Genomic DNA, 18,330 nt, shown 5'->3' with positions numbered 1-18,330 from the left:
TTGCCGCGGCTTCGCGATGCATAAAAAACCAACTACACCGTGCAGTTTTTTCGGAATACAACCATGGTTGCGATTGCCCTACCCCCCAAGATCAAAAACCTCGACAAATTGTTGATGCATTGCCAGCGTCGTCGCTATCAGGCCAAGAGCAATATCATTTGTGCCGGTGACCGCTCGGAAACCCTGTTTTTCATTATTAAAGGCTCGGTCACCATCCTGATCGAGGATGACGACGGCCGGGAAATGATCATCGCCTACCTAAACGGCGGGGACTTTTTCGGTGAGCTGGGTCTGTTTGAACAAGCAGGCCTGGAACAGCAGCGCAGCGCCTGGGTACGCGCCAAGGTCGAATGCGAAGTCGCGGAAATCAGCTACGCGAAATTCCGCGAATTGTCCCAGCAAGATCCAGACATTCTTTACGTGTTAAGCGGACAAATCGCACAACGTTTGCGTAACACGACTCGAAAGGTCGGCGACCTGGCGTTCTTCGACGTCACCGGGCGTGTCGCCCGCTGCCTGCTGGAGTTGTGCAAACAGCCCGATGCGATGACCCACCCCGACGGCATGCAGATCAAAGTAACCCGTCAGGAAATCGGAAGGATTGTCGGGTGTTCCCGTGAGATGGTCGGCCGCGTGCTCAAGGACCTGGAAGAACGCAATCTCGTGGACGTCAAAGGCAAGACCATGGTGGTCTTCGGTACACGCTAAGCGCTGAACATCTGCGTCAGCATTTGTTGATAGAGTTCATCGAGACGCTTCAGCGCGTCTGGTGCCGTAAACTTTTCATGCAAAGCGATATGACTTTCGGCGCGTACTCGCTGCTCCAGACCGCAGGCCTCGTTGAAGCGGTTGACTGCGGCAACCATCGATTCACGCTCGTTATCCAGCAGCATGGCTCCGTGCACCAGCCCCACCGGGCGCTGGCCACCCTGGCTCTGGCGCCACCGCTGGGCCGTGCCGACCATCTTGCGGCCGTCGAGGTTGACGTTGAAACGGCCGTCGCAGAATGCGCCTTCGATTTCCCCAAGCGACGACGTACCGCCCTGTTCATCCAGCAACTGACAGATCGGGTCGCACAGCCGACGGTAACCGGACTCGATGCGGTTCAGATCCCCCTCGCCGCGCGGTGGTGCGTAGACCAGTGCGATGTTGATCGTCGATGCCGATTGCGGCACAGGTTCACCGCCGGTTTCGCGCAACAGCACTGGCCAGCCGGCGGTGGCAGAAACTTCGCAGGCGTGCTGGAAACCGGGCAGACGATTCAAGCGGCGCGGCATGACCAATGCGCGATCACTCGGTTGCCAGAACAGCAGGCCGAACTCCGAGGCGCCGGCGCAGACCGACGCCAACAAATCCTGTTCGGCTTGCAGGCCGGCTTCGATGGTCAGGGAAACAAGTGAGGTCATAAGGTATTCCGTAGGACTTATCGTCTGTGGTGTTTCTTATGCCGCCATCGCGAGCAGGCTCGCTCCCACATTGAATCCCTGGTGTTGGCAGAATCTTTGTGGGAGCGAGCCTGCTCGCGATAGGGTCGACTCGATCTGCGGGTGATCAGTCGAGTGTAGAACCACTGACAGGAGTGCCACGCTCCGGAAAGAACAGGCGCTGCAGTTCAGTGCCCGGGCTTTCGGCACGCATGAATGCTTCGCCGACCAGGAACGCGTAAACGTCGCTGATTTCCATCAATTCGACGTCGGCACGGTTGAGGATGCCGCTCTCGGTGATCACCAGACGATCGCGCGGGATCCGCGGCAACAGGTCGAGGGTGGTTTCCAGACTGACATCAAAAGTGTGCAGGTTGCGGTTGTTCACGCCAACCAGCGGCGTGTCGAGGGTTTTCAAGGCCCGCTCCAGCTCGTCGCCATCGTGAACTTCCACCAGAACATCAAGGCCGACGCTTTTCGCCACCGACGCCAGCTCGGCCATTTTCACATCGTCCAAAGCGGAGACGATCAACAGCACGCAGTCCGCGCCCAGCGCACGAGCCTCGACGATCTGGTAGGGATCGATCATGAAATCCTTGCGAATCACCGGCAGTTTGCACGCGGCACGTGCCTGCTGCAGGTACTCATCAGCGCCCTGGAAATAGTCGATATCGGTGAGCACTGACAGGCAGGTGGCGCCGCCTTTCTCGTAGCTCCTGGCGATAGCGGCGGGAACGAAGTTCTCCCGAATCACACCTTTGCTCGGCGATGCTTTTTTGATTTCAGCAATGACCGCCGGCTGTTTCAGCTTGGCCTGAGCCAGCAAAGCCTTGGCAAAACCACGGGGTGCATCGGCCGCCTTGGCCAGGCTTTCCAGCTCGGCGAGGCTCACGCGAGCACTGCGCTCGGCAACTTCCTCGACTTTGCGCGCCAGAATGTTTTCCAGAACCGTCGGTACACTCATCCCTCATTCTCCACTTTGAATACCGCGGTAAATGCACCCAGCTCCTCGAGTTTTTCCCGAGCGAGACCGGTGTGCAGCGCATCGTGCGCCAGGGCAACCCCCTCTTTCAAACTGCTGGCATGGTCGGCGGCGTACAAGGCGGCACCGGCATTGAGCATGATCATCTCAGCCGCTTTCTGACCGTTTTCGGTCTTGCGCTTGCCCAGCGCATCGCGGATCAGCTCAAGGGACGCCGCCGGGCTGTCCACCGCCAGGCCATGCAGGCTCTGGCTCTTCATGCCCAAATCTTCCGGTTCGACCCAATATTCGGTGATCTGGTCATTCTTGAGTTCGGCAACAAAGGTTGGCGCAGCCAGGCTGAACTCGTCCAGACCGTCCTTCGAATGCACCACCAGCACATGCTTGCTGCCCAGACGCTGCAACACTTCAGCCAAAGGCCGGCACAACGCCTGAGTGAATACGCCGACCACTTGATGCTTCACACCGGCCGGATTCGTAAGCGGGCCGAGCATATTGAACAGCGTACGCAGGCCCAGGTCACGACGCGGACTCGCGGCGTATTTCATCGCAGAGTGATGAGTCTGGGCAAACATGAAACCAATACCAACGTTGTCGATACAACGCGCCACCTGGACCGGCGTCAGGTTCAGGTAGATACCGGCGGCTTCCAGCAAATCGGCACTGCCGCTCTTGCCCGAAACCGCACGGTTACCGTGCTTGGCCACGGTGCAGCCGGCCGCCGAAACCACGAAGGCGGCGGCGGTCGACACGTTGAAGATATTGGCGCCGTCGCCGCCGGTACCGACCACATCGACGACACCGTCGAGTGTCTTGAGCTCGACCTTGTCCGCCAGCTCACGCATGACCGACACGGCACCAACGATTTCATCGATGCTTTCACTCTTCATGCGCATGGCCATCATGAACGCGCCGATCTGCGCGTCCGTGCATTGTCCGGTCATGATTTCGCGCATCACATCGCGCATCTCATCGGTGCTGAGGTCGAGTTGCTCGACGATACGGCTCAGGGCAGTCTTGATATTCATGAAAAGTCCTTAGCGCGTGCCGCCGGTTTGTTTGAGGAAATTCGCGAACAGCTCGTGACCCTGTTCGGTGAGGATAGACTCCGGGTGAAACTGCACACCCTCAATGTTCAGGGTCTTGTGGCGCAGCCCCATGATCTCGTCCACCGAACCGTCTTCGAGCTGAGTCCAGGCGGTGAGCTCCAGGCAATCGGGCAGCGTTTCACGCTTAACGATCAAGGAATGATAGCGGGTGACCGTCAGCGGATGATTCAGCCCCTCGAACACGCCTTTGTCTTCGTGAAATACCGCGCTGGTCTTGCCGTGCATGACCTGGCGGGCACGGACCACATCGCCGCCAAAGGCCTGGCCGATGGACTGATGGCCCAGGCACACGCCGAGGATCGGCAGTTTGCCGGCGAAGTGCTTGATCGCCTCAATCGAAATACCGGCTTCGGTCGGTGTACAAGGACCGGGAGACACCACGATGCGCTCAGGGTTGAGGGCTTCGATTTCAACAATGGTGAGTTCATCGTTGCGCACGACTTTGACCTCGGCGCCCAGCTCACCCAGGTATTGCACAACGTTGTAGGTAAAAGAGTCGTAGTTATCGATCATCAGCAACATGGCGTTAAGAACCTCTTGAATTCACTGACTTCTAATGCAGCCTTCGGATGAACCACCCGCTGCGGCCTGCGCTCGATCGGTCGAGGCGGCCGGCATACGGGTCAGTCCATGGGTCAGCTTTCTGGAGTTTGTTCAGCCAGGGCAACGGCGCGGAACATCGCGCGGCGCTTGTTCAGGGTTTCTTCCCATTCCAGCGCCGGCACCGAGTCGGCGACGATGCCGCCACCGGCCTGCACATGCAGCTCGCCGTTCTTGATCACCGCCGTGCGGATTGCAATGGCGGTGTCCATGTTGCCGTTCCAGGCGAAGTAGCCGACGGCACCGCCGTAGACACCACGCTTGACCGGTTCCAGCTCGTCGATGATTTCCATCGCGCGAATCTTCGGTGCGCCCGACAAAGTGCCCGCCGGCAGGATTGCCCGCAGGGCGTCCATCGCCGTCAGCCCGGCCTTCAATTGCCCGGTGACGTTGGACACGATGTGCATCACGTTGGAGTAACGCTCGATGACCATCTTCTCGGTGAGCTTCACCGAACCGATTTCCGAGACCCGACCGGTGTCGTTACGGCCCAGGTCGATCAACATCAAGTGCTCGGCGATTTCCTTATCGTCGGACAGCAGGTCTTTTTCCAGAGCCAGATCGGCTTCTTCGGTGGCCCCGCGCGGGCGGGTACCGGCAATCGGGCGCACCGTGATCAGGTTGTCTTCGACCCGTACCAGCACTTCCGGCGAACTGCCTACGACGTGGAAGTCGCCGAAATTGAAGAAGTACATGTAAGGCGTCGGGTTGAAGCAACGCAGCGCGCGGTACAGGTCGATGGGTGCAGCCTTGAAGTCAATCGACATGCGCTGGGACGGTACAACCTGCATGCAGTCGCCAGCCAGGATGTATTCCTTGATGGTGTCGACGGCTTTTTCGTAATCATCCTGGGTAAAACTGGAGCGGAACACCGGATCGGCCGATTGCTGCTTGCTGAAGTCCAGACCACGGCGCGGGGTGATCGGCTGACGCAGTTTTTCCAGCAGTTCTTCCAGGCGTGCACGACCTTGTTCGAAGGCGTCTTCCTGTGCCGGGTCGGCCAGGACGATAGCGTGCATCTTGCCGGCGAGGTTGTCGAACACCACCACCGCGTCGGAAACCATCAGCAGGATGTCCGGCACGCCCAGCGGATCCGGGTTCGGGCATTTGCCCAGACGCTTCTCCACATAACGCACGCAGTCGTAGCCGAAGTAACCCACCAGGCCGCCGTTGAAGCGCGGCAGACCGGCGATGGTCGGTACGTTATAGCGGGCCTTGAAGGTTTCGACGAAGGCCAGCGGGTCTTCCACGTCGTGACTTTCAGTCTCGACGCCATCGACGGTCACACTGACGTGATGGTCGTGAACCCGCAGCACGGTGCGGCATGGCAGGCCGATGATCGAGTAACGGCCCCACTTCTCCCCGCCCTGGACTGACTCCAGCAGGTAGGAATTGGGCTCATCGGCCAGTTTCAGGTAGATCGACAGCGGCGTGTCGAAGTCGGCCAGGGTTTCGCAGGCAAGCGGGATGCGGTTGTAGCCGGCAGCGGCCAAACGCAGGAATTCTTCGCGGATCATGAGGTGCCTCGTGGCTTGAGGGTCTAACAGTCAGGTATGCAAACGCGCCGGATATCCGGCCAGGAACAAGTCAGGCGCGCCAACGCCAGCGGGCCAGGGCCTTGATGACTTTCATCCAGAGTTTGCGAGTGACCACCACGATGGAATTTCCAGGAGGGGATTGAACAGCGTCGGGCAACGTTATCTCAGCCGCCGGATCCAGGCAACCGGGAATTAGCTTGCGCAGATCGTCGATCACCAGTGCCGGCGATTCCTCGGCGATCGGACGACCATGGTTATAGCCGTAGCTCAGGGCGACGCACTTGACCCCCGCCGCTTTCGCCGCCAGCACATCACTGCGCGAATCGCCGACGAACAAGGACTGCGAAGCCGGGATATTGGTCATTTTCATCACGAAAAACAGGGCGGCCGGGTCCGGCTTTTTCTGCGGCAGGGTGTCGCCGCCGATGATCAGGCGGAAATACCGACCAATCTTCATCCGATCAAGCAGCGGCGCGACGAAGCGTTCCGGCTTGTTGGTGATCAGCGCCATCTCGACACCCTGTTTGTGCAGCCACTTCAGGGTATCGCGTACGCCGGGGTAAACCATGGTCAGCTCGTGACCATCTTCATAGAAGCCGTTGAACAGCTCCAGGGCATGTTCGGCTTCGGCCTCATCGACACCTTCGGCGTCGATGTTGTTGGCCAGGGCCCGGCGCACCAGCATCTGGACACCGTTACCCACCCACTCGCGCACCGATTCGATACCCGCGGGTTGACGGCCGAGTTTGAGCAGCATGTTATCCACAGCCGCTGCGAGGTCAGGGACCGAATCGATCAGCGTGCCGTCCAGATCGAACATCACTAACCTTGGCAGGCTTCCCGGGAACAGCTGCTCAAAACCGCTCATGGACGAGCCAGCGCCAGTTCGGAACGCATCTTCTCGATCACTTCCTGATAGTTCGGCGCGTTGAAAATGGCCGAACCGGCGACGAAAGTGTCGGCGCCGGCCGCAGCGATTTCACGAATGTTGTTCACGTTCACGCCACCGTCGATTTCCAGGCGGATGTCGCGACCGGAAGCATCGATCAGCGCCCGCGCTTCGCGCAGCTTGTCGAGGGTGCCGGGGATGAACTTCTGCCCGCCGAAACCCGGGTTGACGCTCATCAGCAGGATCATGTCGACTTTGTCCATCACGTACTTGAGCACGTCCAGCGGGGTCGCCGGGTTGAACACCAGGCCCGATTTGCAACCGCCTTCGCGGATCAGTTGCAAGGAACGGTCGATGTGCTGCGTGGCTTCCGGGTGGAAGGTGATGTAGGTTGCGCCCGCTTCGATGAAGTCACCGACGATGCGGTCCACCGGACTGACCATCAGATGCGCGTCGATCGGCGCGGTGACGCCGTACTTGCGCAGTGCCGAGCACACCATCGGGCCGATGGTCAGGTTGGGCACGTAATGGTTGTCCATGACATCGAAGTGCACGAAGTCGGCCCCAGCGGCCAGGACATTGTCTACTTCTTCACCCAGGCGGGCGAAGTCGGCGGAGAGAATCGACGGAGCAATTACGAAGGGCTGCATGACGCACCTTTTCTGAGCAGAATCACGATGGCGCGCATTGTATACCTCATGCTTTGACGCGCGCACCGTGACCGCGATGATTGGGTTGTGCCTAGTACGCCGCGCGGTAGATCTTCTCGATATCGACCGCACTCAGTTTGCGCGGATTATTGCGCATCAGGCGCTCAATCCCCGCCGCTTCCAAGGCCATGGTCGCAATGGCCTCCTCGGGAACCCCGAAGCTGCGCAGGCCTGAGGGGATTTCCACCGCCGCGCACAGCTCGGTCATGACTTCCACGGCTTTATCGGCCGCTTGCGTGACGCTCAGATGAGCGGTCTTCACCCCCATGGCCTCGGCAATGTCCTGCATGCGCTCGAAGCAGGCCATCTTGTTCCAGTGCATGACATGGGGCAGCAGCAAGGCGTTGCTGACGCCGTGGGCAATGTTGTAACGCGCGCCCAGCGGATACGCCAGCGCATGGACCGCACCGACACCGGCATTACCAAAGGCCATGCCGGCCATCAGGCTGGCGGTAGCCATGTCTTCGCGGGCCTGCAGATTGGAAGGATTGGCATAGGCCTTGGGCAGCGCCCTGACGATCAGTTTGATGGCCCCGATGGCCAGGGAATCGGTTATCGCCGACGCATTCAGTGACAAATAAGACTCGATGGCATGCACCAGCGCATCGACACCACTGGCCGCTGTGACACTGCGGGGACACGTCAGGGTCATCTGCGGGCTGACCAGCGCAACATCCGGCAACAGGTAGTCACTGACGATGCCTTTCTTCAACTGCGCGACCTTGTCGGAGAGGATCGCCACGTTGGTGACTTCCGAGCCGGTACCGGCGGTGGTCGGGATGGCGATCAGCGGCGGGCCTTTGCGCGGCACCTGGTCGATGCCGAACAAATCCTCCAGCGCGCCGTGATAACCGGCATACGCCGCTACGCTCTTGGCGATGTCGATGGCGCTGCCGCCGCCCAGACCGATCAAGCCGTCATGCCCGCCATCGCGGTAGACCCGCATGCAGTCTTCAACGATGGCGATTTCCGGGTCCGGCAGAACCCGGTCGAAGATTTCGTAAGTACGCTCCCCCAACTGCGCCAGCGCCAGTTGCACCGTGCCGGATTTGACCAGGGCGGCGTCGGTGACGATCAGCGGGTTGTCGATGTCCAGACGCGTCAACTCAGCCGCCAGTTGCTCGATGGCTCCGGCGCCGGTGATCAGTTTGTGAGCGATTTTGAAAGAGGAAAGACTCATGTGCGCAGCCTCTTATAGATAGGGGAGCTGGGCACAAGAGTAGCTGGGGATTTGGGGTTGTCTGGTATTCAGGTCGTGAATGACCGACGAGCCCGAGAACCACCAATAACACCTGTAGGAGCGAGCCTGCTCGCGATGAACCTGAGAGCGCCGCGGGATGTCAGGTTTCCCGCGTTATCGTTGAGTTCATCGCGAGCAGGCTAGCTCCTACAGTGGGTCGAGTGGCGTCAGACCTGCGCAGTACGCAGTTTCTCGCTACGCCCACGCAACCATTCCAGGGTCAGCAGCAGGATCACCGAGAAAGCGATCAGCAAGGTCGCCGCAGCGGCAATCGTCGGGCTGAGGTTTTCGCGGATCCCGCTGAACATCTGCCGTGGCAAGGTCGCTTGCTCTGGACCGGCGAGGAACAGCGTCACCACGACTTCGTCGAACGAGGTGGCGAAGGCGAACAATGCACCGGAAATCACACCGGGAGCGATCAGCGGCAAGGTTACCCGCCGAAACGCCGTCAGCGGCGAAGCACCGAGGCTGGCAGCGGCGCGCACCAGGTTTTGGTTAAACCCCTGCAACGTCGCCGACACGGTGATGATCACGAACGGCACGCCCAGTACCGCGTGCACCACGATCAACGAGAAGAAGCTGTTACCCAGGCCCAGCGGCGCAAAGAACAGGTAGCTGGCCACACCGATGATCACCACCGGCACCACCATCGGCGAAATCACCAGCGCCATGACCAGCGCCTTGCCGGGGAAGTCGCCACGGGTCAGGCCAATGGCCGCCAGTGTACCGAAGACCATCGCCAGCACCGTGGCCGCCGGGGCGACGATGATGCTGTTTTTCAGCGCACGCATCCACTCCGCCGAAGCGAAGAAATCGTGGTACCACTGCAGCGAGAAGCCCTGCAGCGGGTAGACCAGGAAACTGCCGGAGTTGAACGACAGCGGAATGATCACCAGTACCGGCAGGATCAGGAACAACAGAATCAGGCCGCAGAGAATCCGCAAACTGTAGAACCACACCCGCTCAATGGGCGACATATAAGGACTCAGCATTTCGTTCTCCCCTTAGCTCAGGCGCAGGCGACTGGCGCCTACCAGCCAGCTGTAAATCAGATAAAGCACGACCGTTGCCAGCAGAAGCAGCCCGCCCAGTGCGGTCGCCATGCCCCAGTTGATGCTGGTGTTGGTGTAGAAGGCGACGAAGTAGCTGACCATCTGATCGTTCGGGCTGCCCAGCAACGCCGGGGTGATGTAGTAGCCGATGGCGAGGATGAACACCAACAGGCAACCGGCGCCGACACCGGCATAGGTCTGCGGGAAGTACACCCGCCAGAAGCTTGCGAACGGATGGCAACCGAGGGAAATCGCCGCACGCATGTAGGTCGGCGAGATGCCTTTCATCACGCTGTAGATCGGCAGAATCATGAACGGCAGCAGGATGTGCACCATCGAGATGTAGACACCGGTGCGGTTGAACACCAGCTCCAGCGGCTTATCGATGATGCCCAAGGCCATCAGGCCGCTGTTGATCAGCCCCCCCGACTGCAGCAGCACGATCCACGCCGCGACCCGCACCAGGATCGAGGTCCAGAACGGCAGCAGCACCAGAATCATCAGCAGGTTGCTTTGACGCGATGGCAGGTTCGCCAGCAGGTAGGCCAATGGATAGGCCAGTACCAGACAGATCACGGTGATGACCAGGCCCATCCAGAAAGTCCGGGCGAAGATGTCGAGGTAGATGGCCTGATCCGGAGTGGCCGGGGCCAGTTCGCCGAGGTCATCGATACGGTGATCGACGGCAGCCAGCAAGTAGTAAGGCGTAATGCTGCTGGTGTTACGGCGTACGGCTTGCCAATAGGCCGGGTCACCCCAACGCTCGTCGAGACCTTCCAGCGCTTCTTTATAAGAGGTCGGCTCGGTGGCGAACGGCAAGGCACGTGCGGTTTTGGTCAACAGGCTGCGATAGCCGGCCAATTCCATGTTCAAGCGCTTGGACAGGTCGCCCAAGGTCTGATTCTTGCGGGCTTCGGCGAGGTCTTCGCTGGCGGCCTTGTAGACCGGCTCAGCGGGCAGGCCACGGCCGTCCCAACTGGCGATAGCCGTCACGGTGCGCGGCATGCCGCCGACCACTTCCGGGTTACCGACACTTTTGTAGAGCAGCGCCACGATTGGCACCAGGAACACCAGCAACAGAAACAGCACCAGCGGCGCGATCAAGGCCTGGGCCTTCCAGCGGTTGACCCGCTCGGCGTGCTTGAGCCGTTGCTTCAAGGTGGGATCAGTGCCCGCGTTCAGGGGAACGGCGATAGCCATGGCGTACTCCGGAAATCTTTGATCGTTACAGAGGCATACAAACAACCTGTGGGAGCGAGCTTGCTCGCGATGGGGGCATAACATTCAACATCAATGTTGACTGACCCACTGCTATCGCGAGCAAGCTCGCTCCCACAAGGATTGCGGCGTTCAAACCACGGGGTTTGCTTACTTCGCGGCCCAGGAATTGAAGCGCTGTTCCAGTTGCTCGCCGTTGTCAGCCCAGAAGCTGACGTCGATCTGCACCTGGTTGGCGATGTTTTCCGGGGTGGTCGGCATGTCTTTCAGGACATCCTTGGCCAGCAACGGTACGGCTTGGGTGTTGGCCGGGCCGTAGGCGATGTTTTCCGAGTAGGTCTTCTGCTGCTGTGGCTGTACGGAGAAGGCGATGAATTTCTTCGCCGCTTCCGCCCGCGCCTTGTCCAGACCTTTTGGAATGGCCCATGCGTCAAAGTCGTAGATACCGCCGTTCCACACGACTTTCAGGTTGCTTTCTTTCTGCACGGCAGCGATACGACCGTTGTAGGCCGAGCTCATGACCACGTCGCCGGAAGCGAGGTATTGCGGCGGTTGAGCGCCGGCTTCCCACCATTGAATGCTTGGCTTGAGCTCATCGAGTTTCTTGAACGCACGGTCCTGGCCGTCTTTGCTGGCCAGCACTTTGTAGACGTCTTTCGGCGCAACGCCGTCGGCCATCAGAGCAAATTCCAGGGTGTACTTGGCGCCTTTACGCAGGCCACGCTTGCCCGGGAATTGCTTGGTGTCCCAGAAGTCCTTCCAGCTGGTCGGTGCGGTTTTCAGCTTGTCGGCGTTGTAGGCCAGCACGGTCGACCATACGAAGAAACCCACGCCGCACGGCTGGATCGCGCCTTTGACGTAGTCTTCGGTCTTGCCGAACAACTTCGGATCAAGCGGCTCGAACATGTCTTCGTCACAACCACGGGACAGCTCTGGCGACTCTACTTCCACCAGATCCCAGGACACGCTCTTGGTGTCGACCATGGCCTTGACCTTGGCCATTTCACCGTTGTACTCGCCTGCCACGATCTTGCCGTTGCCTGCCGCTTCCCACGGTGCATAGAAAGCTTTGACCTGCGCTGCCTTGTTCGCGCCGCCGAAGGACACCACGGTCAGGTCAGGGCCAGCGGCCATTGCGCTCGCTGCCCCCATCATGCCCAGTGCCAGAGCGGTGAATTTCAGGGATCTCAACATTTATTGTTCTCTCCACGTGCAGGGTTGGTGTTGGTATTGCCGGGGCGATCAGTTCGCCTCTAGAAGGGGATCGAGCGCGCGAACGTGTTCGACCTGCCAGCCAAGCGGTACCACATCGCCGACCGCCAGCCCGGGATCGAGCTCGGCAATCGGTTGTTTCACGAAGAAGTCGGTCTTGCCACAGACTTCAAGGCGAACCCGGACGTGGTCGCCCAGATAGATGAATTCCGCCACCCGTCCCGAGAAGCGGTTGGTGCAGGACTCGCTGGAGCCGTTGAGGCTCACGCGCTCCGGACGAATCGACAGGGTGACGGGTTCGCCGGTCCTGCCGACATTCACCGCCAGCGCTTCAACTTTTTCACCACGTCCCAGTTCCACCACGCAGCGGTCGCCGGTCTGGCTGTGCAAACGGCCATTGAGACGGTTGTTCTCGCCGATGAAGTTGGCGACGAAGGTGTTTTTCGGCTCTTCGTAGAGCGTGCGCGGTGGCGCGATCTGCTGGATTTCACCCTGATGGAACACCGCCACGCGGTCAGACATGGTCAGGGCTTCGCCCTGGTCGTGGGTCACGTAGACCACGGTCACGCCCAGACGCTGGTGCAGGTGTTTGATTTCCATCTGCATGTGTTCACGCAACTGCTTGTCGAGCGCGCCGAGGGGTTCGTCCATCAGCACCAGTTGCGGCTCGAACACCAGTGCGCGGGCCAATGCCACACGTTGCTGCTGACCACCGGAAAGTTGTGCCGGATAACGCTGAGCGAAGGCATCGAGTTGCACCATGCTCAGTACACGCTTGACCTTGTCGCCCACATCGCTCTTGTTCATGCCACGCACCGTGAGCGGGAACGCCAGGTTCTCGGCGACCGTCATGTGCGGGAACAACGCGTAGTTCTGGAACACCATGCCAATGTCGCGTTTGTGCGGCGGCACGTTATTGATGGCGCGACCAGCCAAGAGGATCTCGCCGGCGGTCGGTGTTTCGAAACCGGCAAGCATCATCAGGCTGGTTGTCTTGCCGGAACCGGATGGCCCGAGCAAGGTGAGGAATTCGCCTTTGCGAATATCCAGGTTGAGGTCTTTGACGATCAGGTTCTCGCCGTCGTAGCTCTTCTGCACTCCACGAAAGCTGACCAGAACATCATTGGCCCCTGCACTTGAATCGACCTGGCTCATACCCACACCTTTGTTGTTGATGACTGCTGTGGACTAAGCCTAGTGGACGCTGAGGACCACGCAAATCGGGGTGCAGGAGAGAATCGCCTCAGACGGATGGAAGGTTGGGGGTAGGGATTGCCCTACAAGAATGGCGCGTTTTGGCATACGCAGCGGCAAGCTGTCAGCCAGAAGCAGCAAGCAAAGGCAAAAGCGCTGAAACCATGTGTCGCAAATGGGTATGTGAACACTAAACCTGTGGGAGCGAACTTGCTCGCTCCCACAGCTTCAGAGGAGTTTGTGTTCCATCGCGTACTTCACCAGTTCCGCCAGCGAAGTGATGTTGAGTTTCTGCATCAACCGCGCCTTGTGGGTGCTGATGGTCTTGCTACTCAACGCCAATTGCTGGGCGATGTCGTTGACGTTCGCCCCCTGGGCCAGGCGTTCGAAAACCGAAAACTCACGTTCCGACAGCAGCGAGTGCAAGGGGCGCGAATCGGTCAGGCCGACTTCGAAGACCATGCGGTCGGCCAGGTCCGGATCGATATAGCGCCCACCCGCCGCAACCCGGCGGATAGCGGTCAACAGCAAGGCCGGGTCGCTGTCCTTGGTGGCATAACCTGCGGCACCGACCTTCAACGCCCGCGCCGCCATTTGCGCTTCGTCGTGCATCGACAGCACCAGAATCACCGGCGGATTGTTCAGCGCACGTATCCGTGGAATCGCTTCGAGGCCGTTGACGCCCGGCATGGAGATGTCCAGCAGCACCACTTCACAGGGCACATGTCTCAAGGTCTCGAGCAACTGTTCGCCATTACTCGCCTCCCCCACCACCAGCAGATCCTTGGCCAGGCCAATCAATTGCTTGATGCCTTCGCGGACGATGGTGTGGTCTTCGGCTACCAGTACACGGATCACTTACTTCTCCTCATCCAACGGCACTCGCACGATCAGGGTCGTGCCCTCGCCCGGCTCACTCTCAAGCGACAATTGGCCGCCCATGATCAACACTCGCTCGCGCATGCCGACCACCCCAAAGGAGGTCGGCCTGCCCGCGGCTGCAACAAATCCTACGCCATCATCGCTGATGGTCAGACACAACTCATTGCCATCAAGGGCCAGTGTCAGTTCTACAGTATGCGCCTGGGCATGGCGCATGACATTGGTCAGTGCTTCCTGAAGGATACGGAACAGGCCAATCGCCTTGGCATCACTGAGCACCGGCAAATTGTCCGGCACCTGCACCAGACAAGGAATCTGCGTGCGCGCCTCGAAGCGACGGGCCTGCCATTCAATGGCCGAGGCAATCCCGGCATCAAGAATCGGTGGCCGCAACGCTGTCGCCACATCACGCACCAGCTGGAACAACTGCGCGATCAGGCGCTTCATGCTGTTCAGGCGTTCGTTCAGGCCGGGGTCGAGCTGGGCGTAGGCCAGTTCGCACATGGACGTTTCCAGCTTGAGCACGGTCAACATCTGCCCCAGCTCGTCGTGGACTTCCCGCGCGATGTGGGCCTTTTCCTCTTCACGCACGCTCTCCAAGTGCGCGGACAGTTCCCGCAGTTGCTCCCGGGAACTGGCCAGCTCCAGTTCGATGCGCTTGCTCTCGCTGATGTCCCAGACGATGCCATCCCATACGTACGCGCCGTCCTCGAGTCGCCGGGTAATCGCCTTGATTTCCGCCCAGCGTTGCTCGCCCTGACGGGTCAGGATTCGCCCTTGCCATGACCAGTCGCTGTCGGTGTCCAGGGCGTGGTCCTGGGTCTGGTGATAGCTGGCTTTGTCGTCCGGGTGCACCAGGCTGCGCAGGCCTTTGTCGCGATGGGCCAGGGTGGCCGGCGAGTACCCCACCAGACTCTCGCTGCCTTCACTGATATAGGCAAAGTCGATCTGCCCGGTCACCGGCGCCCGCTCGAGGCGAAAGACCAGTCCAGGCACATTCGCCGCGATCCCTTGCAGCCGCGCTTCGCTTTCCTGCAGCGCGGCCAGGGCACGGCGGCGCTCGGTGACATCGGTGAGGTAAACCACCAGGTATTCGCCATCGCGAAAACGCAGGAAACTCAGCGAGACGTCGGCCGGCAGGATGCTGCCGTCGGCCCGCAGGCAATTGGTTTCGAAACTTTGCGGGGCGTCGTCGCTGGCCCTGGCGAGTTTCCACAGGTTCAACCAGCGATCCATGTTCAGACCGGGCTCGAAGTCGATCAGGGGGCGATCGATGATTCCCCCCGATGAATAGCCCAACATGCTTTCGGCCGCTCGGTTGGCGTAGCGCACATGACTGTCCCAATTGACCCAGAGGATGCCGACGGTGCTCTGATCGATGGAAAACTGCGTCAGCCGCAAGGCTTCTTCACTGGCGGCACGCAAGGCAATGTCTTGCTGCGCCGCCGCCAGTCGTTGCTCCAGGCTGAGCTGCTGACGGCGCTGCCAAAACACGATGGCCATGCTGCTCAATGCCAACACCAGCAACAGCAGGCAAAGGTTTTGCCAAAAGCCCGGTGTTTCGGTGAGCCGCGGGTACTTGGGCTGCAGCCATTGGTTGTGCAGGGTCTCCAGATCCTTGGCCGGGATTGCCCGTAATGCGCTTTCGACGATGCCTGCCAACTCCGGCAGGTCGCGCCGCGTCGCGATTCGCAGCAGTTGGGGCAAGCCGATGTCGCCCACGACGACCAGCCCGGCGAACTCCGGCTCGACAGACAGACGCCCCAATTGCGCCTCATCGACGACGGCGTAGGCCGCTTGCTGACTCAACAACAATTGCAACGCCTGACGCTCGACCGGAACGCCTTGCAGGTTTAAATGCGGGTAGTTGCTGCGCAGGTAATCGGCAGTGACGCTGGGCATGCGTATGGCGACGCGGCTCTGGCTGTCGAGTTTTTCCAGCTCAACCGCGCCGGTGCTTTTCTGGTCGCTGACCACCAATTGAGGCACGCGCATGTATGGGTCGGAAAACTGCCAGAGGCGCAGACCAACAGGCGTCTGGGTCAACCCGGGCGCGATGTCGATTTCGCCCTGGCGCGCAGCGGCTTCCAACTGCTCAAGGTCGGGAAAGTTACGCCAGGTCAGTTCGACCTTGAGCGACTTGGCCAGCCATTTCATCAGCTCGACGTTAACCCCGGACAGCCGCTGCAAGCGGCGATCGTATTGCGCATAGGGCGCTTGCAACACCAGCCCGACCCGCAATTCTCCTTGCCGGGCCAGCCACTGTTGCTGCTTGGGCGACAAGATTGCAACGTGCGCCGGGGGCATGACTGCCGCCCAGCCCATCAAGGGAAACCACAAACAGCCGATAACCCACAGGCAGCGAAAACGCATCATCGAACTCTCACACACTGACAAATACTGACCAACCCATTAGGCTGCCGGAATTACTTCTGGCCTGGAATATCCGATGCCCCCTGTCTACCGCCTGGCACTGCCAGCATTGTGCCTGTCGCTGATCCTGCCTTGCGCTTTTTCGGTCGAAGCTGCCGACCCGGCACCCGACGCCGCGCAAAAGCCCGCCGAAGAAAAACCGGTCGAACGCCAGCCCTTGCCTGAGCGTAGTCAGGAAGAAGCGACAGCACTCGAGCGAAAAATCCCGGCTCAGGAACAGCAGCAACTGCAAGCGGGCGGCGATACTTTCCTGGCCTTGTGGAAACCGGCCAATACGGCCGAACCCAAAGGTGCGGTGATTATCATCCCGGGCGCGGGCGAAACCGTTGACTGGCCTCAAGCGATCGGCCCTTTACGGCGCAACTTGCCGAACGCCGCGTGGAGCAGCCTGAGTATCACCTTGCCGGACCTGCAAAGCGATGCCATTGCGCCGCGCATCGTTGAAGTGGCGCCAGCCCCCAAGGCGGCGGACACCGGCAGCAAGGATTCGACAACCGCGCCCCCTATCGAACAGGCGGCTGGTGGCGAAGCGGACGTGGCCGACAAGGCTATCGCCGAAACCACGGAAGAGCAGGCCAAGGCCGATGCCGAGCGAATCTTCGCCCGTATCGACGCCGCGATTGCGTTCGCTGAACAGCAAAGCGCGCGCAGCATCGTCGTATTGGGACACGGCACTGGCGCTTACTGGGCGGCACGCTACCTGAGCGAAAAACAGACATCGCAGGTCGAGCGGTTCGTCATGGTTGCCGCGCAGACGCCGGTTCAAGCAAAACCCGAACTGGACGAGCTCACGCCAACCCTGAAACTGCCTACCGCCGACATTTACTATAAGGACAAACCCCTGGACCGCGATGCGGCGCTCGCCCGTTTGCAGGCCAGCAAACGCTTGAAGTCTTCGGCGTTTAGCCAGGTGTCGCTCAAGGCATTACCGGGCAATGCCAAGGCGGAGCAGGAACAATTGGTGCGCCGGGTTCGGGGTTGGTTAAGTCCACAAACCGCAGCAGACTGAGTGACCGGGTCGCCTGTATCGCGGGCTTGCCAGCGATACAGGCATCACGAGCCATACACACCGTTGCCGCTATCAAAAATCCCGCCGCTGACGAATCAGCATATAAGCACCCTGCAATTCACGAGTTTTCTCGGTCGCTTCGCGGACCTGAAGTTCCGTCGCCCCCCTTCCGGCGACTTTGTCCGGATGATGACGACTGAGCAGGCGGCGATAGGCACGCTTGATCTGCGCCGGCTCAGTGGTGGCTGACACGCCCAACAGCCGCATGGCGTCTTGATAGGTGGCTGCTTTGTTCGCCACTGATCGCTTTTGCGGCTCATAGTCCGCCGCCAACGCCTGCACCTGATGCGACCGCCAGCCCAGCCACCGCCCCCATTGAGCAATCAACTCCCGCTCACGGGTGCCGGCCCGGCCGTCCGCCCAGATCATCCGCCAACAGGCGCGCAATACCCCTTCTGCCGCATGGGGTTGCGCACTCAAGCGGCGCAGATAACCACGCAACCGATCATTGCCCGACTTGCCGCGATTGAACGCTGCTATCGCCCGACGCTGAGCCGATTCGTTCATCTCCAGCGCCCGCATTTCCTGCCGCGCCTGCTGAATATGGCCATCCACAACCTGCCCGTCGCTCTTGGCCAATCGCCCCAATAAAACAAACAACAGTTCATCGTTGCGCAGCGCCGGGCGGCCACCAAGCTTTTCAAGCAAGTGCCCCCAGCTCTGCAAGTGCAGGCGCCGGTCCAGCGCCTGCCCCAACAACGCACCCAGCATGGCCCCAGGAATGCTGGCGATGGCAAAACCCGCTCCGGCTCCAATCAGAGTCCCTGGCCACAGCATG

Annotated in this window: 17 protein-coding genes; 2 read left to right on the top strand and 15 right to left on the bottom strand. The window is 60.2% G+C overall.

The annotated features are described in order from the left end of the window. The first annotated feature begins 63 nt into the window (after positions 1–63). Positions 64–708, top strand: coding sequence for a cAMP-activated global transcriptional regulator CRP (gene crp, locus BLV61_RS18170; protein ID WP_047534096.1), 645 nt, complete (start codon positions 64–66; stop codon positions 706–708). On the opposite strand, the gene BLV61_RS18165 is transcribed toward crp, so the two are convergent. From BLV61_RS18165 to BLV61_RS18100, 14 genes are all read right to left on the bottom strand, one after another. After that, entirely contained in the window at positions 705–1,406 is a 702-nt protein-coding gene (locus tag BLV61_RS18165; RefSeq protein ID WP_090466786.1) for a lipoate--protein ligase family protein, read from the bottom strand. The genes crp and BLV61_RS18165 overlap by 4 nt on opposite strands. Before the next feature lie 145 nt (positions 1,407–1,551). Continuing rightward, on the bottom strand, positions 1,552–2,388 hold the full coding sequence (gene trpC / locus BLV61_RS18160; RefSeq protein WP_090466784.1) for an indole-3-glycerol phosphate synthase TrpC: 837 nt from the start codon (positions 2,386–2,388) through the stop codon (positions 1,552–1,554). Beyond that, complete coding sequence (trpD, locus tag BLV61_RS18155) at positions 2,385–3,434, bottom strand: anthranilate phosphoribosyltransferase (RefSeq protein ID WP_047534102.1); 1,050 nt, start codon at positions 3,432–3,434, stop codon at positions 2,385–2,387. The genes trpC and trpD overlap by 4 nt, the downstream gene beginning before the upstream one ends. A 9-nt stretch (positions 3,435–3,443) precedes the next feature. Further along, positions 3,444–4,037 carry an aminodeoxychorismate/anthranilate synthase component II gene (locus BLV61_RS18150; protein WP_090466783.1) on the bottom strand — a complete coding sequence of 198 codons (594 nt, stop codon included), beginning with the start codon at positions 4,035–4,037 and terminating at the stop codon, positions 3,444–3,446. Between the two features lie 113 nt (positions 4,038–4,150). Further along, positions 4,151–5,632, bottom strand: a complete 1,482-nt coding sequence (gene trpE / locus BLV61_RS18145) for an anthranilate synthase component I (RefSeq protein ID WP_090466780.1) — start codon at positions 5,630–5,632, stop codon at positions 4,151–4,153. 70 nt (positions 5,633–5,702) lie between these two features. Continuing rightward, on the bottom strand, positions 5,703–6,521 hold the full coding sequence (locus BLV61_RS18140) for a phosphoglycolate phosphatase (protein ID WP_047534109.1): 819 nt from the start codon (positions 6,519–6,521) through the stop codon (positions 5,703–5,705). Further along, positions 6,518–7,192 (bottom strand): ribulose-phosphate 3-epimerase, encoded by a 675-nt coding sequence (rpe, locus tag BLV61_RS18135; protein WP_033044299.1) that lies wholly within the window; start codon positions 7,190–7,192, stop codon positions 6,518–6,520. Before rpe ends, BLV61_RS18140 begins: the two co-directional genes overlap by 4 nt. 91 nt (positions 7,193–7,283) lie before the next feature. Further along, positions 7,284–8,432, bottom strand: a complete 1,149-nt coding sequence (locus BLV61_RS18130) for an iron-containing alcohol dehydrogenase (protein ID WP_090466778.1) — start codon at positions 8,430–8,432, stop codon at positions 7,284–7,286. Between the two features lie 227 nt (positions 8,433–8,659). Beyond that, complete coding sequence (locus tag BLV61_RS18125) at positions 8,660–9,484, bottom strand: ABC transporter permease (protein ID WP_047534114.1); 825 nt, start codon at positions 9,482–9,484, stop codon at positions 8,660–8,662. A gap of 12 nt (positions 9,485–9,496) precedes the next feature. Next, the gene (locus BLV61_RS18120) at positions 9,497–10,744 is read right to left on the bottom strand and encodes an ABC transporter permease (protein ID WP_047534116.1); all 1,248 of its coding nucleotides are present in this window, start codon (positions 10,742–10,744) and stop codon (positions 9,497–9,499) included. Between the two features lie 168 nt (positions 10,745–10,912). Then, on the bottom strand, positions 10,913–11,956 hold the full coding sequence (locus tag BLV61_RS18115) for an ABC transporter substrate-binding protein (RefSeq protein WP_047534118.1): 1,044 nt from the start codon (positions 11,954–11,956) through the stop codon (positions 10,913–10,915). Between the two features lie 48 nt (positions 11,957–12,004). Next, on the bottom strand, positions 12,005–13,129 hold the full coding sequence (locus BLV61_RS18110) for an ABC transporter ATP-binding protein (protein ID WP_047534120.1): 1,125 nt from the start codon (positions 13,127–13,129) through the stop codon (positions 12,005–12,007). Between the two features lie 267 nt (positions 13,130–13,396). Next, positions 13,397–14,026 carry a response regulator gene (locus BLV61_RS18105; protein ID WP_020798801.1) on the bottom strand — a complete coding sequence of 210 codons (630 nt, stop codon included), beginning with the start codon at positions 14,024–14,026 and terminating at the stop codon, positions 13,397–13,399. Further along, entirely contained in the window at positions 14,027–16,426 is a 2,400-nt protein-coding gene (locus BLV61_RS18100; RefSeq protein WP_090466776.1) for a PAS domain-containing sensor histidine kinase, read from the bottom strand. Between the two features lie 73 nt (positions 16,427–16,499). Here BLV61_RS18100 and BLV61_RS18095 point away from each other — a divergent pair, with 73 nt between their 5' ends. Beyond that, on the top strand, positions 16,500–17,492 hold the full coding sequence (locus tag BLV61_RS18095) for an alpha/beta hydrolase family protein (protein WP_090466774.1): 993 nt from the start codon (positions 16,500–16,502) through the stop codon (positions 17,490–17,492). A 72-nt stretch (positions 17,493–17,564) separates the two neighbouring features. Here the strand turns inward: BLV61_RS18095 and BLV61_RS18090 are convergent, their stop codons facing one another. Next, a complete protein-coding gene (locus BLV61_RS18090) occupies positions 17,565–18,329 on the bottom strand; it encodes a TerB family tellurite resistance protein (protein ID WP_047534126.1) in 765 nt (254 codons plus the stop codon). Position 18,330 lies beyond the last annotated feature (1 nt).

The sequence above is a fragment of the Pseudomonas mohnii genome (assembly GCF_900105115.1).
GTDB classification, from domain to species: domain Bacteria; phylum Pseudomonadota; class Gammaproteobacteria; order Pseudomonadales; family Pseudomonadaceae; genus Aquipseudomonas; species Aquipseudomonas mohnii.
The sequence above is the reverse complement of the archived record's forward strand: the minus strand, read 5'-3'. Positions and strand labels throughout refer to the sequence as shown.